The following is a 16,594-nucleotide window of genomic DNA, read 5'->3' as shown; positions in this document are numbered from 1 at the left end:
AATTAATCTTGTGCCAAGCACTGAGTAAAAATTCTGCAAGGCACAAGAGCTATGCCGGGGTGGCGGAATGGCAGACGCACCTGACTCAAAATCAGGCGGGTAACACCGTGAGGGTTCAAGTCCCTCCCTCGGCACCAAACCTTGAGAAGCACAGTACAAAGCTTTGTACTGTGCTTCTTTTTTCGTAATTATAGAATGATAAAGAAGGTTGATTTTCGGAGTCACACTCTTTTTCAATCCGCCCCTGTTTTCTTTCTATCTATATATGTTATAATAAAATGGATAAATGATTATAGGGAGGAGTCGATTTACATGAATGAAATCTTTGCCAGACGGAGTATCCGGAAATTTTTACCTACCATGGTAGAAGATGAAAAGATCGAACAGCTGCTGCGCGCTGCCATGGCTGCTCCATCTGCCGGAAATCAACAACCTTGGGAATTTTATGTCGTCCGCGACAAACGGGTCATTCAGGACTTATCTCAATGCAGTCCCTATGCTGGCTGTGCTAATGGTGCGGCCCTGGCGATTGTCGTCTGTTCTCGTGACGAACACATGCGTTTTCCTGCCTTTACGACCCTTGATCTCAGTGCTGCTGTGGAGAACATCCTCATCGAAGCAGTACACCTCGATCTCGGCGCTGTTTGGCTTGGCGTTACGCCTTATCGGGCTCGCGAAGTCTTGGTACGCCGTGCTTTGGGCGCTCCGAAGGGCGTTACCCCCTTTGCCATCGTTGCTCTCGGCTATCCGCAGGCAACGGCAGAAGACAAACCGCATGAAGACCGCTATGATCCATCCCGCATTCATTACGTAGACTTTTTGTAAGGCCTCGAAAGGGTCCTGTCGTTATTTGGCAGGGCCTTTTCCTATTTATTGTTAAAGAAGGGATTTTTATGATTGAAGAAAAAACGCCCATAACCTTCCATTTAGCGGAACTGCGACGGCGCATCCTCTTTTCGCTGACAGCCTGGCTCATTGGCAGTATCGCCGCGTATGCCCATGTCGAAGATATCATTGCCGTCATCTCGGCGCCGGCCGGAAAGCTTTATTTCCTGAACCCGGCGGAAGTCTTTTTTTCCTACCTGCAGATTGCTGCCGTTACGGGCTTATTTGTGACGCTGCCCATTCATTGCTATGAACTATGGCGATTTTTACGGCCGGGCCTGCAGGACAAGGAGTCCAGGGCCTTCGTTTGGTTTATGCCGGCAGCCCTCATTCTGTGGTATGGCGGGGCGGCCTTTTCTTTCTTCGTCGTCTTTCCCCAAGCCGTCCAATTTTTTCTGAGCTTTTCTGCCGTATCCCTACAGCCCATGTTTTCCTTGGCGGCCTACTTGTCCTTTTTTATCGCTTTCGTCCTGCCTTTTGCCATTGGGTTTGAACTGCCACTGGCCTTGATCATCCTCGCTCACCTGGGATTGGTGACCGGGAAGTCCCTTCGAAAGAAAAGGCGGGTCTTTATTGTAGGTGCCTTCATCTTTGCCGGCGTCGTATCGCCGACGACGGATATGATTACCCAGACGGCCATTGCCGTGCCTTTGATTTTTCTCTATGAGGGAACGATTTTGTTCATGCGATTCATGAAGCCTTAGGGGCATATTTATTGAAATATAATGATTTTGTGACGCATGTATACAGTATTTTTTTGTATACAAAGTGGCCGTCTCTTGTAATGTGTTTCCATTTTGCTATAATAGAGAAAGCGGTGAATGTATGGGCGTCGATTAAGCTGTGCGTTTACCGGTCTGATTCAATTTTTATACGCAGGAGGGTATTTTCATGAAAAAAATTCGTTCGGTTTTAGTTGCCAACCGCGGAGAAATTGCCATTCGTGTTTTCCGGGCTTGTAATGAACTGGGAATCCGCACGATTGCGATTTATTCCAAAGAAGATTCGCTGTCGCTGCACCGTTTCCGTGCAGATGAATCGTATCTCGTCGGTGAAGGCAAAAAACCGGTAGATGCATATTTAGATATTGAAGATATTATCCGTATTGCCCATGAGCACGACGTCGATGCCATCCATCCCGGTTACGGATTCTTGTCCGAAAATGCGGACTTAGCGAAACGCTGTGAAGAAGAAGGTATTATCTTTATCGGTCCTAAGGTTGAACATCTCATCATGTTCGGCGATAAGATCAATGCCCGTATTCAGGCAAAGAAGGCCGGTATTCAGTACATCCCCGGCAGTGACGGCCGCGTAGAAAGCTACGAAGAAGTCGAAAAATTTGCCAAGGAAGTCGGACTCCCGATTATGCTTAAAGCCGTAAACGGCGGCGGTGGCCGCGGCATGCGTATGGTCGACTCCATGGAAGAACTGCGCGATGCTTATGAACGGGCGAAATCGGAAGCACAGCTGGCTTTCGGCAGCGATGAAATTTATCTCGAAAAATGTATCATCAACCCGAAACATATCGAAGTCCAGATCATGGGCGACGAACACGGCAACGTCATTCATCTCTTTGAACGTGACTGCTCCATTCAGCGCCGTCATCAGAAGGTCGTTGAAACGGCTCCGGCTTCGGCCCTGCCCGTCGAACTTCGTCAGAAGATTTGCGACGCTGCTTTGAAATTGATGAAAAACGTTCATTACGTCAATGCCGGTACGGTCGAATTCTTGGTTACGCCTGACGGCAACTTCTATTTCATCGAAGTCAACCCCCGTGTCCAGGTAGAACACACGGTTACCGAAATGATTACCGGTATCGACATCGTCCAGACCCAGATCAAAGTCGCTGAAGGCTATGCCCTCGACAGCGATGAAATCGGTATTAAGTCCCAGGAATCGGTCCACTGTCTCGGCAATGCCATCCAGTGCCGTATTACGACGGAAGATCCGATGAACAACTTCATGCCGGATTCCGGTAAAATCACGGTATACCGCAGCGGCGGCGGCTTTGGCGTCCGTCTCGACAGCGGCAATGCCTATACGGGTTCGATCATTACGCCGTACTACGACTCCCTGTTGGTCAAGACGACGACTTATGGCCTCAACCATGCCGCAGCCGTTCAGAAGATGCTCCGCGTCCTTCAGGAATTCCGTATCCGCGGCGTCAAGACCAATATCGGCTTCTTGATCAACGTATTGAAGAGCCCTGAATTCGTCGACGGCTCTTACAACGTCAACTTCATCGATGATCATCCGGAACTGTTCAACCTTCCGGTCGTACAGGACCGCGGCACGAAACTCTTAGAGTACATCAGCGATACGACCATCAATGGCTATGCCGGCGCCGGTCATCAGGAAAAAGCTGAATTTGAACCCTTGGAAATGCCGAGTGTCGAAAACGGACCCTATCCTGACGGCACGAAACAGAAATTCGATGCCATGGGACCGGAAAAATTCTCCCAGTGGATCAAAGATCAGCATAAGGTATTCTTTACCGATACGACCATGCGTGACGCTCACCAGTCCCTGTTTGCAACCCGTGTCCGCACCATCGATATGCTTCGCGTCCTGGAATCGGCTTCTAAGAAGCTGCCCAATCTCTTCTCCTATGAATGCTGGGGCGGGGCAACCTTCGACGTAGCCTACCGTTTCCTCTATGAAGATCCTTGGGTCCGCCTGCGTCAGATGCGTGAAAAGGCTCCGAATATCCTTCTTCAGATGCTCGTCCGCGGTGCCAATGCCGTCGGCTATACGAGCTATCCGGACAATGTCGTCAAAAACTTTATCGACCTCTCGGCCAAGAACGGCATCGACGTCTTCCGCGTTTTTGACAGCTTGAACAGCTTAGACAATATGTACGGCACGATTCAGGCCGTTCGTGAAAACAATAAATTGGCCGAAGTAGCTCTCTGCTATACCGGCGATATCCTCGATCCGTCGCGGAATAAATACGACTTGGCATACTATGTCAATATGGCTAAGGAATTGAAGAATGCCGGCGCCAACATCATCGCCATTAAAGATATGGCCGGCCTCTTGAAACCGGAAGCTTCCTACCGTCTGGTATCGGCATTGAAAGATGCTGTTGACCTGCCGATTCACCTCCATACCCATGACGGCTCAGGCAATGCTATTACGACCTACAGCCGGGCTATCGATGCCGGCGTCGATATCGTCGACGTAGCTTATTCTGCCTTTGCCGGCGGTACCAGCCAGCCGAGCATGAGCACCTTGTATTACGCTTTGAGCGGCAAGGATCGTCAGCCGGATCTCGACGTCAATGCTATGGAAGAAATGTCCCGCTACTGGGCAACAGTTCGTCCGTACTACAAAGGTGTCGACAAAGCCGAAGCCTATCCGAATACGGAAGTCTACCAGCATGAAATGCCGGGCGGTCAGTTCTCCAACCTCCGTCAGCAGGCGAAGGCTGTGGGCCTTGGCGACCACTGGAATGAAATTAAAAAGATGTACCATACGGTCAGCATGATGTTCGGCGATATCATCAAAGTTACGCCGTCGTCTAAGGTTGTCGGCGACATGACCTTGTTCATGGTCCAGAACAACCTGACCGAACAGGATATTTACGATAAGGGCGACGTCCTCGACTTCCCGCAGTCCGTCGTCGAATTCTTCGAAGGCCGTATCGGCATTCCGTACCAGGGCTTCCCGGAAAAACTTCAGAAGATCATCCTCAAAGGAAAGAAACCGCTTACGGAACGTCCGGGCAAGAGCCTGGCACCGGTCGACTTCGACGCCGTCCGCGCCAAATTGGCTGAAAACGGCTACAAACACGAAGCCGAAGATATCAATGCCTACTGCCAGTATCCGAAAGTCTTCGAAGACTACAATGAAAAGGTCAAGAGATTCGGTGATGTCAGCGTTCTCGATACGCCGACCTTCTTCTTCGGCATGAAGAAAAATGAAGAACTTCACGTTGAAATCGAAGAAGGGAAGGATCTCATCATCACCCTGATTAATATCAGCGATCCTGACGAAAGCGGTATCCGCGCGGTCACCTTCATGTTCAACGGTGCCGAACGTGAAATCCGCATTCAGGATAAGAGCGTCGACATGAAGACCGTTTCCCGCCGTAAGGCAGATCCCGATAAGGCCGGTGACATCGGCGCCACTTTGTCCGGTTCGGTCGTCAACGTCCTCGTTTCCAAGGGCCAGAAAGTCAAGAAGGGCGAACCCTTGGTTGTTACCGAAGCCATGAAGATGGAAACGACGATTACGTCGCCCATCGACGGTACTGTCGGTGAAATCTATGCCGTCAAAGGCCAAGCTATCATCAGCGGCGACTGCCTGCTCGAAGTCTTGGAATAAGATTACGGTTTATAAAGCAATAAAAGGTGCTGCCGCATGTGCGGCAGCACCTTTTTCATTAAAGGAGAAATAGCTATGAAAATGGTAACCGTCTATTTACTGGGTAAGATGTTTTCCGTCCCTGAAGATTTGACGATTATGCGGGCTATGGAATATTCCGGCTTCCGCCTGGTTCGAGGCTGCGGCTGTCGAAGCGGCTTTTGTGGAGCCTGTGCCGTCGTTTATCGTCTGAAAGGACAGACTGAAACGCATTCGGCCCTGGCTTGTCAGACGAAGGTCGAAGACGGCATGTGTGTCGGCCGGCTAGAATCGTTTCCCATCAAAAAGATGGAATACGATATGGATGATCTTCCCGTTGCCGGCAACGTCGTCGGCCAGCTTTATCCTGAAATCTATAACTGCATCCATTGTAATGCCTGCACGCGAAACTGTCCTCAGGGAATCCAAGTCATGAAGTATATCGCCTTGGCTCAGAAGGGCGATTATGCCGGCTGTGCAAAAGAGTCTTTTCGCTGTGTCTGCTGCAATATCTGTGCCGCCAGCTGCCCGGCCAAGATCAGTCACGGACCGGTCGGTCTCTTGGCGCGGCGCCTCCTGGGCAAGTATATTGCCAAAAAGAGCCGCCATTTGGAAGACCGCGTAAAGGCCATTCAAGAAGGGCAGTATATTGCCGATGTAGAACGCTTAATGAATGCCGATGACGACGAATTGCGCCGCTTGTATGAAGGGCGGACCATTGAAAAATAGGAGGACCTCATGATATATACCGAAGAAATGCGGGCGTCTCAGTCGCGGGTCGAAGCGACGCGCAATCTCCGCTTGTCGGAGGAACTGCCGCGGTTTACGGCAGAAGAAAAAGACGTCCTTTTAAAACAGTTTCATCCTGATTATCACGAAGAAGGGTTTACCCGCCTTTCTGTCGGTCCCAATAAGGGCGATCAGGTACCGTCGGAGCTGGCTGTCCTCTTACAGGGCAAGAGCCGTATGGATGAAGCCGACGTCGATGTAGACCATATCCAGTTTGAAACGGACGTCCTGGTCATCGGCGGCGGTGGAGCCGGTGCGGCAGCGGCCATTGAAGCGGCCCGCCATGGAGCCAAGGTCCTCATGGCCACGAAACTGCGCCTGGGCGATGCCAATACGGGCATGGCCGAAGGCGGGATACAGGCTGCCGATAAGGAACATGATTCGCCGGCAGCACATTACTTGGACGCCATGGGCGGCGGTCATTATAAGAATATCCCCGAACTTCTCGCTGAATTGGTCCTTCGCGGACCGGAAGCCATCCAGTGGCTCAGCTCCTTAGGCGTCTTATTCGACAAGGACAGTGACGGCGCTATGGTAACGACCCACGGCGGCGGGACGTCGTATAAACGGATGCATGCCTGTGGGGATTACACGGGAGCGGAAATCATGCGCGTTCTTCGCGATGAAGTCCGCAATGCCGGCGTCGATGTCATTGAATATTCACCGGCTGTCGAATTGCTCCTTGACGGGGACGGACAGGCTGCCGGTGCCGTCTTGTACGATTTCGATACTCAGGAATATCACGTCGTCCGGGCCAAAAGCGTCATCCTGGCTGCCGGCGGTGCTGGACGCCTCCATTATCAGGGGTTTCCGACGTCGAACCATTACGGATCGACGGCTGACGGATTGGTCATGGCCTATCGGGCCGGCATTCCGCTTCTCTATGCCGGTGCCATTCAGTATCACCCGACGGGAGCTGCCTATCCGCCCCAAATTTATGGGGCTTTGGTTACGGAGAAGGTCCGTTCTCTCGATGCCATGTTGGTCAATAAGAACGGCGATGCCTTCCTCCATCCCTTGGAAACGAGGGATGTCGTAGCGGCGGCCATCATCCGCGAGTGCCAGGAACGGAACAATGGCGTCTATGCCCTGCATGGCCAGGCGGTCTGGCTCGATACGCCTATGGTCGATTTGATCCATGGCGAGGGGACGATGGAAAAGAGGCTACCGGCCATGATTCATATGTATGAAAAATTCGGCATCGATATCCGAAAACAGCCGATTTTAGTGTATCCGACCCTCCATTATCAAAATGGCGGCATCTGCATCGGGGCGAAGAGTGAAACCAAGATTCCTGGCCTCTATGCTGCCGGAGAAGACGTCGGCGGTATTCACGGTAAGAACCGCCTCATGGGCAACAGCCTCTTGGATATCATCGTCTTTGGTCGGATTGCCGGAACCGAAGCGGCTGCCTACAGCAAGACCGCTCATCCCGGAAAGGGGAATCTCGACCACGTTCGCCGCTTTGACCGGGAACGGGCCGCTGCCGGTTTTACAGGGAACATCCTGTCACCGAAACTCCTGCCCGATTACACCCACAATCGGGGAACCCGGGGATAAGGCTTTTAATCGGTAATTTTTTCGCCGTGAAGGTGACGGACCTTCCAGTTGATGGCAAAACTCAGGCACAAGAGAATGGCGCCGGCTGCCAAAAAGACGTATTTCATGCCGATGTAAGTGGCGATGACGCCGCCTAAGATCGGGCCGCCCATGGAACCAATCTGCTGAGCGGAGAACAGGAAACCGAAGACGCGGCCTTTGATGCTGGCACTCGTCCTTTCGGCCAAGATGGCGTTGATCGACGGATAGATGCCGGAGAAGAACAGGCCGACGGCAAATTGACTGGCGGCGAAGGTATACAGCGTATCGGGCAGCGACTGGATGAGGAAGAAAATACCTGCCAAAATCAGGACGATGCGCAAGGTCTTGACGAAGCCGTGACGCTGACCGAAGCGGCCCCAAAGAGGAGCCGTAATGGCGCTGGCAAAGCCGCCCAGCGAAAAGATCAGGCCGGCTACGAAGACCAGGTTGTCAATATCTCCGGCCAGGTGGGAAATATAGGTCGTTAAAATCGGCTGGACGATGAGGATGACGGCCTGTACCAAGGCGGCGCTGAGGAGCATCAGGCGGATGACGGGAATCTTCCAGAGGCTGACTTTGCCGCTTTTGTCATCGGCCTTTGCCGTATCGGCAGCCGGTGCCGTGTCCGTCGGCGGTTCTTTAATGAAGAAGACCAGGACTAAAAAGTTGAGGAACAAGGCGGCGGCTGCCAAAAAGAAGGACCGGCGCATGCCGAAGGCTTCGGCTAAGATGCCGCCGAAGAGGGGGCCGATGATGCCGCCGGCCGTGAGAGCCCCCTGCATGACGCCCAGGCAGATCCCCAGTTTTTTTGGTGGCGCATAGGTGGTCATGATGGCCAGCTCCATGGGCCACAGGCCCGAGGCAAAACCTTGGAACATGCGCATGAAGGTCAGTTCCAGCGGTGACGTTACGATGCCGCCGAGAAAGTAACTGATGGATAAGAGAAAACTGGCTCGAATAGCCATGAGCCGCTTGCCTCGTTTATCGGCCATCCGTCCCCAGATAGGGGCCATGACGGCGCTGATGAGAAACGTCGAGGAAAAGACGATGCCCGACCAAATATTGACCGACGCTGCATCGACGCCGAGATCTCTCGTCAGGTACATAGGAAGGAAGGGGATGAGCATGGTGTAGCTTGAGGACATGAAGACGACGTTACACGTTAGAATTGCTAAACAAAGTTTCCAGTTCACAGCGATCACCTTTCTTTCGATTTGTTAACGTAGTCAATTTACTATTATACGCCGCCGCCGTGATAATAACAACGGCTATCGCCTTGTCATGAGCGATATCGCGCCGTATAATGAATTTATCTATGTTGGAAAGGAATGATTCTCCTTGGCCATTTATCTTGCAAAGCGCCTGATTGGCGCCTGTATCGTCCTATGGGCGGTCATTACCATTACCTTTGGCCTGATGCACGCCATTCCCGGCGGACCGTTTACACAGGAAAAGAAACTGCCGCCGGCCGTCATGGCGACGGTCGAAGCCCGGTACCATCTCGATGAACCGTTGTGGGATCAGTATGTCGATTACGTCCGCCACGCCGCCGTGCTCGACCTCGGCCCGTCCTACAAGTATCCCGGAAAAACGGTCAACGACATTATCGCCGAAACCTTGCCCGTCTCGGCTGAGCTCGGGCTGATCAGCCTTCTTCTGGCTATCGGGGCCGGTATCCTGGCTGGCATGGCCGCTGCCTGGTATAAGAATACCTGGGTCGATTACGGGATGATGATCGGGGCTACCCTCGGTGTTTCGGTGCCCAGTTTTATTTTAGCGGCTGTCCTCATACAACTCTTTGCCTTTACCTGGCCCGTCTTGCCGGCGGCCTTGTGGAAGGGACCGGCCTATGTCATCCTGCCGGCCTTGGCCCTGGCTGCGCAGCCGACGGCTTTTATCATGCGTTTGACGCGGTCGAGCCTGGTCGATGCCTTGGGACAAGATTATATACGGACGGCCCGTTCGCGGGGGATTGGTCCCTGGTCTTTATTGTACCGCCATGCCCTGCGCAATGCCCTCTTGCCTGTCGTCAGTTATATCGGCCCCTTGGCGGCGGCCTTGATGACCGGGAGCTTTATCGTCGAGACGATTTTTGCCATTCCCGGCTTGGGGCGTCATTTTGTTACCAGTATTTATAACCGCGATTATACGGTCATCTTAGGCATTACGATTTTTTACAGTTTTCTCATCATGATGATGAATTTACTCGTCGACATCATCTATCCGCTCTTAGATCCGCGCATCACTGTCGACAGCCGAAAGGAGGAATAGCCATGGATTTCACACCGATTACGGCAGCCGACCGTCAGGAACCTTATGTGGCACCTCAAACGCTGCGGGACCGGGGCTGGCGCCGAATGAAAGGAAATCCCCTGGCCCTCTGGGGGATGGCTATCGTCATCGTCATGACCCTCCTGGCTGTCATCGGGCCTTTTTTATCCCCTTATACCTATGCCGATCAGAGCCTGGCCGATGCCAACGCCTGGCCGTCGGCGGCACACTGGTTCGGTACCGATTCGCTCGGACGAGATCTCTTTGTCCGCGTCCTGTACGGCGCCCGCATTTCCTTGTCCATCGGCCTGGTAGCCAGTCTTATCAACGTCTTCATCGGCGTCCTCTACGGCGGGATTTCAGCCCTGGTTGGCGGTCGAGTCGACCGGATCATGATGCACATCGTCGATATTCTGTACTCCATTCCCATGCTGCTGTACGTCATCTTGCTGATGGTCGTCTTCAAACCGGGACTGCTCAATATTTATTTGGCCTTAGGCATCGCCTACTGGCTCAATATGGCCCGCGTCGTCCGCGGTCAGATCCTCAGTCTGAAACAGCAGGAATACGTCATGGCCGCCCGTTCCTGCGGGACGTCGACCTGGCAGATCTTGCGGCGTCATATGATTCCCAACTGCGTCGGACCGATTATCGTCACCTTGACCTTATCGATTCCGGAAGCGATCTTTACGGAAGCCTTTTTAAGCTTTATCGGTCTCGGCGTATCGGCACCGATGGCCAGCTGGGGCGTTCTCGCTTCCGAAGGCATTAACAGCATGCGGTCCTTTCCCTTTCAGCTCGTCTTTCCGGCCTTGGCTCTGTGCATTACCATGCTGGGCTTCATGTTCTTAGGCGACGGCCTGCGCGATGCCTTAGATCCGCAGAACCAGAAGGAGGGAAGTCGATGAAACCGTTACTTGAAGTGCGTCACCTGTCCATTTCGTTCCATACCTATCGGGGCCTGTTAGAAGCGGTTCATGCCGTATCGCTTACGGTCCACGCCGGTGAAACTGTCGGCATCGTCGGTGAATCGGGCTGCGGCAAGTCGGTTACGTCTCAGGCGGTCATGAAATTACTGCCTCAAAGGGCGGCAGAATACCAATCCGGAGAGATTTTATGGGAAGGCCGCGACATCCTTCCCTTGTCAGAACGCGACATGAATGGTCTTCGCGGCCGCGATATGGCCATGATTTTTCAGGCCCCCATGACGTCTTTAAATCCGGTCCTCACCATCGGTGCCCAGCTTTGTGAAGGCCTTGCCCTCTATCAGAAGCTGTCCAAAAATGAGCAGCGGGAAAAGGCGTTAGAACTCTTAAAGGCCGTCGGCCTGACGTCGCCGGAAAAGCGGCTCGATCAATATCCGCACCAATTATCGGGTGGCATGCGCCAACGCTGTCTCATTGCCATGGCCCTATCCTGTTCGCCGAAACTCCTCTTTGCCGACGAACCGACGACGGCCCTCGACGTTACGACAGAAGCCCAGGTCCTGGATGTCTTGAAGAAACTGCAGGCAGAACTCGGTATGGCTGTCGTCCTCATTTCCCATAACCTAGGCGTCATCGCTCAGATGTGCCGCCGCATTTATGTCATGTATGCCGGTACCGTCGTCGAAGAAGGGACGGCCGACGATATTTTTTACCGTCCTGTTCATCCTTACACCAAAGGTCTTTTAGCCTCCCTGCCTGATCCGTCTGACCGGGATAAGGTATTGACGGGGATTCCCGGCCAGGCCCCGGATTTATTCCACATGCCAAAAGGCTGCCGTTTCTATCGGCGCTGCCCTCAGGCGATGAAAGTCTGTATGGAAGCGGAACCGCCGCGGGAAGAAGCAGGTCCCCATCATCACTATGCCTGCTGGCTGGCAGCGGCAGAAAGGAGGGGAGACGATGGCACTCATTGAAGCTAAAGGACTTACCAAGCAATTTGTCGTCGATCGCAATTGGCTGGGCCGTCCGAAAAAGCTGTTGACCGCTGTCAATGGTGTATCCCTTACGATTGAACCGGGTGAAACCGTCGGCTTGGTCGGGGAATCGGGCTGTGGTAAGTCGACCTTTGCCCGTACCTTATTGGGCTTATATCCTAAGACCGCGGGAAGTATCTTTTATAAAGACCGTAACATCGACGATCCTGGCGTAGGCCAGGCCTATCGCCGTCAGGTTCAGATGATCTTTCAGGATCCCTATGCCTCTTTGGACCCGCGGATGACTGTCGAAGATATCATCAGCGAGCCTCTTCGCAATTACGGACTCTGCTCTAACGATACGGAGCGGCGTCAGCGCGTGGCTGACTTATTGACGCAAGTCGATTTGAGACCGGAAACAGCCCAGCGTTATCCCCATGAATTCAGCGGCGGTCAACGCCAGCGCATCGGCATTGCCAGAGCTCTGGCGGTCGATCCGGAATGCATCTTCTGCGATGAACCGATTTCAGCCCTCGACGTGTCGGTCCAGGTCCAAATCGTCAATATGCTGAAGCGGCTCCAAGGGGAACGACAGTTGTCCTATCTCTTTATTGCCCATGATTTGAGTATGGTTCATCACCTCAGTCGACGCATCGGCGTCATGTACTTGGGAAGTCTCGTTGAATTAGGTCCGAGCGATGCCGTCTTTCATCGACCCCTCCATCCTTATACGCAGATGCTCATTGCGTCCGTGCCCCGACCGGATCCTCATTATCGGCGAAAGACTCTTGTGTCAGGTGAAGTCCCCAGTCCCCTCGATGTACCGTCGGGCTGTGTCTTCCATCCCCGCTGTCCCTATGGTGATGAACGGTGTCGGAGAGAAGTGCCTGTTCTTCGTCCCGTCGGGGAAGGGCGCCTCGTTGCCTGTCACCATGCGAAAGGAGGGACGGACCGATGAAAAAATATATCCTGTTATTCATGGCCATCCTCATGACCGTCTTTCTCAGCGCCTGCGGCGTAGAACGGCCGGATACGGTGAGTTACGTCTTAGAAGCAGAACCGTCCCGCCTCGATCCGGCGATGACGACGGCCTTAGCTGAAAGCAATACGGAATTACAAATTTTTGAAGGCCTGACCCGTCTCGTCGATGACGTGCCTCAACCGGCCCTGGCCAAGAGCTGGGATATTTCAGATGACGGACGGACTTATATCTTTCATCTCCGCGACGGAATCGAGTGGAGCGACGGTACGCCCATTACGGCCGGCGATATCGAATATTCTTGGAAGCGCGTCGTAAATCCTGACGTAGCTTCGGAAAATGCGTATATGCTCTTTTGTATCGATAAGGCCGAAGATTACTTTAAGAAGAAGGCCTCTGCCGATGAAGTCGGGGTCAAAGCCCTCGACGATAAAACCTTAGAAGTCCGTTTAAAAGAGCCGACTTCTTATTTCCTGAATCTGACAGCCTTTCACTGCTACTATCCCGTACCTCGGAAACTCGTCGAAGAAAAGCCTGATACGTGGGCTGCCGATGCTGAAGGTATGGTTTCCAGCGGACCTTTTAAAATCGTCAGTTGGAACCATTCCAGTGAAATTAAATTGGTTAAAAATGAACGCTATTGGGATGCCGATGCGGTGAAACTCAGCCACATCGACCTGCCCATCAGCGATTCTCAGGCGACGAGATTGACTCTGGTCGAAAGCAATCAGGCTAATATGACCGTTGAACCGCCGCCGGCCGACCAAGAGCGTCTGGAAAAAATGGGGCTGTATAAAATTGCTCCTTATTTAGGCGCCTATTACTACGTCTTTAATGTCCAGCAAAAGCCCTTTGACGACGTCCGTGTTCGCAAGGCCTTTGCCCTTTCCGTTCAACGGCAAGGGCTCATCGACCATATCATCCGGGCTGAAAAGGAACCGGCCTATGCCTGGGTCCCGCCGGGACTGAAAGATAAGGCTACGGGCCGTGATTTTCGGGAAGAAGGGGGCAATCTCATTACGGAAGATCCGGAAAAGGCACGAGAGCTCCTGCGTGAAGCCGGTTACGATGAAACCCATCCCCTGCCGCCGGTGACCATCTTGTTTAACACCAACGAGATGCACAAGGCGGTAGCCGAAGCCATTCAGGAAATGTGGAAAAACAATCTTGGCGTGTCCGTATCGCTCATGAATCAGGAATCGAAGGTATTCATGGCTTCCCGGGCCCAAGGGGACTACCAGGTCGCCCGAGCTTCGTGGATTGCCGATTATGCCGATCCCATGACCTTCCTCGACGTCTTTGCCGATGAGGAAAACGACGCTCAGTACCACAATCCGGCTTATAATGAATTGATTCGCCGGGCCAAGTCGACGAATGATGAAGCCCAGCGCATGGCCTATATGCATCAGGCCGAACAGATGCTTTTTGACGATTGTGTCATCATTCCCATCTACTACACGACCCAGCCGTACGTGGCCCAGCCTTATATTAAAGGCTATCATTGGTCGCAGTTGGGGTTGGTAGATTTTAAAAACGCCTATATCGATGACGAAGAAAGGACGTAACTTTATGGATTATCGTTGTGCCGCCCCGTTGAATCCGGGCGATACGATTGCCGTCGTGGCCCCATCCGCGGCCCTTGCTGAAGATGACGCGGCCCAGGGCATTGCCTTTTTAAAAGAACTTGGCTATCAGGTAGCCGTAGGGAAATCCGTATCGGCTCATGACGGCTATCTGGCCGGCAGTGACGAACTGCGGGCGGCCGACATCAACGCTGCTTTTGCCGATGATCAGGTGAAGGCTATTATCTGCCTTCGCGGCGGCTACGGAGCAACGCGGATTTTGCCGCTCCTCGACTACGATTTGATTGCTGCCCATCCGAAAATTTTCGTCGGTTTCAGTGACATTACGGCCCTGCATACCGTCTTTTTGCAGCGCTGCCATTTTCGCCCCATCCACGGGACGATGGTCATGTCCCTGGCTCGCAAGGCTTCCGCGTATACGAGGGATGAACTGCGCTGGGGCCTGGCCCATCCCTATGATCCCCGGGTCCTGCCCTCGGCACCGGAAATGCATCCTGAGACCCTCGTTCCCGGATCGGCGACGGGCCCCCTCTTAGGCGGCAACTTGATGCTGCTGTCGGTTACCATGGGGACACCTTATGCGTTACAGTCTGAAGGCGGCATTCTCTGCTTGGAAGAAGTCGGGGAAGACGCCTATTCTCTCGACAGAATGCTCTGTCATATCGAGCAGGCCGGCCTCATCGACGGGGTGAAAGGCATCGCCTTTGGTGAATTTTACCGCTGCAATCCCACGGAAGGGAGCACTTATGAATGGACCGTCAACGAAGTCATTCAGGCCTATGCCAAAAAATGGGGAAAGCCGGCCATTAAGGGCCTGTCCTTTGGCCACGGTGCCGATAATGCCTGGCTGCCCTTAGGCCAGAAGGTTCGCCTGGATGCCAAGCCGGATCGGGCAGAACTCGTATTTTTACCCTGACTGTAGGAGGAAATCCTGATGGAGTATAAACAATTAAAAGAAGACGCCTGCCGTTATGTCGACGAATTGAAACCCCTCATCTATGAAATCGCCGATAAGCTGCACGCCCGTCCGGAACTGGGGCAAGAGGAATTTTTTGCTTCGTCTTTACTGAAAGACATCTTGACCGACCACGGTTTTACCATCGACAATCCCGTTGCCGATGCTTTTCCGACGGCCTTTCATGGAACCCTTGGAAAGGGGCCTTTTCAGATGGGCTTTTTAGCGGAATACGATGCCCTGCCGAAAATCGGACACGGATGCGGACACAACCTCATTGCTGCCATGAGTATCGGTGCGGCCCTGGCTTTTGCCAAAGCTGCCGGCGATAAAGCGACGGTTCATGTCTACGGCTGCCCTGCCGAAGAAACGGTGGGCAGTAAAGTTTATATGAGTGAACACGGTGTCTTCGACGCTCTTCATGCGGCTGTCATCGTCCATCCCGGTGTCGATAAGACTTATATTGGCGGTACGTCCTATGCGACCCATCCCTTACAATTTACCTTTTGGGGAAAATCCGCCCATGTCGCCGATACGGAGTATCACGGCATCAACGCCCTCGATGCCCTAGTTGACTTTTACGCCCGTCTGAAAGAGTACGAAAAGACCTTGACCGAACGCCATATCATCGGTGCTATCATTACCGAAGGCGGTACGGCCCCGAACATCGTCCCCGACAGGGCCGTTCTCAAGGCGACGATTCGAGCTTTGACGGTGGACTATTTAGAAAATAAAATGCTGCCCGATATCAAACAGATGGCTCAGGATGTTGCGGCGGCTCACCAGGCATCGGTAGAGATGGTACATTATGAACCGCTTTATAAAAATATGATCAATGATCCGAAGATGGACGTCTACTTTGCCGACGCCTTCAATCAGCTCTATGAAGAATTCGGCCTTCGCAGCGATGATTTTGCCGAAGGTTCGACGGATGTGGGCAATGTCAGTCAAGTGACGCGAGTCAGCCAACCGGAAATCTGTATCGGTTATGGCATGTCCGGTCATACGTCGGAATTTGCAGCAGCGGCCGGCAGTGACCTTGGAAAAATGCAGGCCCTGACCGGGGCCAAAGCCATGGCTATGGTAGGACTTGACGTCATGGGAGAAGAACATTAAGAAAAAACGCCGAGAAAAGTGATTGACTTTTCTCGGCGTTAATGTTATTATATAAAAACCAGCTGCAACGAGACGTGAGAAAGAAAATGCAATTTTTTTTATTGTGCCTGTTTATGGTTGTCGGGTTTTATGAAGAAATTCAAAATAATGCTTGACAAGCTCTTCGTAGTTTGGTAAGATAAACAAGTCGT

13 protein-coding genes and 1 tRNA gene are annotated in these 16,594 nt (G+C 52.8%); 13 read left to right on the top strand and 1 reads right to left on the bottom strand.

Annotated features, from left to right (window positions below):
- Window positions 1–53: 53 nt before the first annotated feature.
- The 6 genes from HMPREF3201_RS05490 (at window position 54) to HMPREF3201_RS05465 (ending at window position 7,578) form a co-directional block, all read left to right on the top strand.
- Window positions 54–137: transfer RNA gene (locus HMPREF3201_RS05490), tRNA-Leu, on the top strand.
- A gap of 175 nt (window positions 138–312) precedes the next feature.
- Window positions 313–825 carry a nitroreductase family protein gene (locus HMPREF3201_RS05485; RefSeq protein ID WP_062412118.1) on the top strand — a complete coding sequence of 171 codons (513 nt, stop codon included), beginning with the start codon at window positions 313–315 and terminating at the stop codon, window positions 823–825.
- Between the two features lie 68 nt (window positions 826–893).
- A complete protein-coding gene (gene tatC, locus HMPREF3201_RS05480) occupies window positions 894–1,589 on the top strand; it encodes a twin-arginine translocase subunit TatC (protein WP_062412117.1) in 696 nt (231 codons plus the stop codon).
- Window positions 1,590–1,776: 187 nt separating this feature from the next.
- Window positions 1,777–5,211, top strand: a complete 3,435-nt coding sequence (locus HMPREF3201_RS05475; RefSeq protein ID WP_062412116.1) for a pyruvate carboxylase — start codon at window positions 1,777–1,779, stop codon at window positions 5,209–5,211.
- A 75-nt stretch (window positions 5,212–5,286) separates the two neighbouring features.
- The gene (locus tag HMPREF3201_RS05470; protein WP_062412115.1) at window positions 5,287–5,958 is read left to right on the top strand and encodes a 2Fe-2S iron-sulfur cluster-binding protein; all 672 of its coding nucleotides are present in this window, start codon (window positions 5,287–5,289) and stop codon (window positions 5,956–5,958) included.
- A 9-nt stretch (window positions 5,959–5,967) separates the two neighbouring features.
- Window positions 5,968–7,578: an FAD-dependent oxidoreductase gene (locus tag HMPREF3201_RS05465; RefSeq protein ID WP_062412114.1), complete on the top strand. Its 1,611-nt coding sequence runs from the start codon at window positions 5,968–5,970 to the stop codon at window positions 7,576–7,578.
- A 5-nt stretch (window positions 7,579–7,583) separates the two neighbouring features.
- On the opposite strand, the gene HMPREF3201_RS05460 is transcribed toward HMPREF3201_RS05465, so the two are convergent.
- Complete coding sequence (locus HMPREF3201_RS05460) at window positions 7,584–8,792, bottom strand: MFS transporter (protein ID WP_062412113.1); 1,209 nt, start codon at window positions 8,790–8,792, stop codon at window positions 7,584–7,586.
- Between the two features lie 145 nt (window positions 8,793–8,937).
- Between HMPREF3201_RS05460 and HMPREF3201_RS05455 the strand changes: the two genes are divergently transcribed.
- Genes HMPREF3201_RS05455 through HMPREF3201_RS05425 form a run of 7 tightly spaced genes read left to right on the top strand, consistent with a single transcriptional unit; the run spans window position 8,938 to window position 16,403 of the window.
- Window positions 8,938–9,870: an ABC transporter permease gene (locus HMPREF3201_RS05455; RefSeq protein ID WP_062412112.1), complete on the top strand. Its 933-nt coding sequence runs from the start codon at window positions 8,938–8,940 to the stop codon at window positions 9,868–9,870.
- A 2-nt stretch (window positions 9,871–9,872) separates the two neighbouring features.
- A complete protein-coding gene (locus HMPREF3201_RS05450) occupies window positions 9,873–10,778 on the top strand; it encodes an ABC transporter permease (RefSeq protein ID WP_062412111.1) in 906 nt (301 codons plus the stop codon).
- Window positions 10,775–11,770, top strand: coding sequence for an ABC transporter ATP-binding protein (locus HMPREF3201_RS05445; protein ID WP_062412110.1), 996 nt, complete (start codon window positions 10,775–10,777; stop codon window positions 11,768–11,770). The genes HMPREF3201_RS05450 and HMPREF3201_RS05445 overlap by 4 nt, the downstream gene beginning before the upstream one ends.
- Window positions 11,757–12,728, top strand: a complete 972-nt coding sequence (locus HMPREF3201_RS05440; RefSeq protein ID WP_062412109.1) for an ABC transporter ATP-binding protein — start codon at window positions 11,757–11,759, stop codon at window positions 12,726–12,728. The genes HMPREF3201_RS05445 and HMPREF3201_RS05440 overlap by 14 nt, the downstream gene beginning before the upstream one ends.
- Window positions 12,725–14,314: a peptide ABC transporter substrate-binding protein gene (locus HMPREF3201_RS05435; protein ID WP_062412108.1), complete on the top strand. Its 1,590-nt coding sequence runs from the start codon at window positions 12,725–12,727 to the stop codon at window positions 14,312–14,314. Before HMPREF3201_RS05440 ends, HMPREF3201_RS05435 begins: the two co-directional genes overlap by 4 nt.
- 4 nt (window positions 14,315–14,318) lie before the next feature.
- Window positions 14,319–15,248 (top strand): S66 peptidase family protein, encoded by a 930-nt coding sequence (locus HMPREF3201_RS05430; protein ID WP_062412107.1) that lies wholly within the window; start codon window positions 14,319–14,321, stop codon window positions 15,246–15,248.
- Window positions 15,249–15,266: 18 nt separating this feature from the next.
- Entirely contained in the window at window positions 15,267–16,403 is a 1,137-nt protein-coding gene (locus HMPREF3201_RS05425; RefSeq protein WP_062412106.1) for an amidohydrolase, read from the top strand.
- Window positions 16,404–16,594 lie beyond the last annotated feature (191 nt).

It is taken from the genome of Megasphaera sp. MJR8396C (assembly GCF_001546855.1).
In the GTDB taxonomy this organism is placed as follows: Bacteria; Bacillota; Negativicutes; order Veillonellales; family Megasphaeraceae; genus Megasphaera.
This window is presented reverse-complemented; position numbering and strand designations above follow the sequence as displayed.

Excerpts from the sequence above, each read along its gene's own strand:
- HMPREF3201_RS05450 (WP_062412111.1), top strand. The coding sequence starts at position 9,873 with ATGGATTTCACACCGATTACGGCAGCCGACCGTCAGGAACCTTATGTG.
- HMPREF3201_RS05470 (WP_062412115.1), top strand. The coding sequence starts at position 5,287 with ATGAAAATGGTAACCGTCTATTTACTGGGTAAGATGTTTTCCGTCCCT.
- HMPREF3201_RS05445 (WP_062412110.1), top strand. The coding sequence starts at position 10,775 with ATGAAACCGTTACTTGAAGTGCGTCACCTGTCCATTTCGTTCCATACC.
- HMPREF3201_RS05425 (WP_062412106.1), top strand. The coding sequence starts at position 15,267 with ATGGAGTATAAACAATTAAAAGAAGACGCCTGCCGTTATGTCGACGAA.
- HMPREF3201_RS05475 (WP_062412116.1), top strand. The coding sequence starts at position 1,777 with ATGAAAAAAATTCGTTCGGTTTTAGTTGCCAACCGCGGAGAAATTGCC.
- HMPREF3201_RS05465 (WP_062412114.1), top strand. The coding sequence starts at position 5,968 with ATGATATATACCGAAGAAATGCGGGCGTCTCAGTCGCGGGTCGAAGCG.
- HMPREF3201_RS05435 (WP_062412108.1), top strand. The coding sequence starts at position 12,725 with ATGAAAAAATATATCCTGTTATTCATGGCCATCCTCATGACCGTCTTT.
- HMPREF3201_RS05485 (WP_062412118.1), top strand. The coding sequence starts at position 313 with ATGAATGAAATCTTTGCCAGACGGAGTATCCGGAAATTTTTACCTACC.
- tatC (WP_062412117.1), top strand. The coding sequence starts at position 894 with ATGATTGAAGAAAAAACGCCCATAACCTTCCATTTAGCGGAACTGCGA.
- HMPREF3201_RS05440 (WP_062412109.1), top strand. The coding sequence starts at position 11,757 with ATGGCACTCATTGAAGCTAAAGGACTTACCAAGCAATTTGTCGTCGAT.
- HMPREF3201_RS05430 (WP_062412107.1), top strand. The coding sequence starts at position 14,319 with ATGGATTATCGTTGTGCCGCCCCGTTGAATCCGGGCGATACGATTGCC.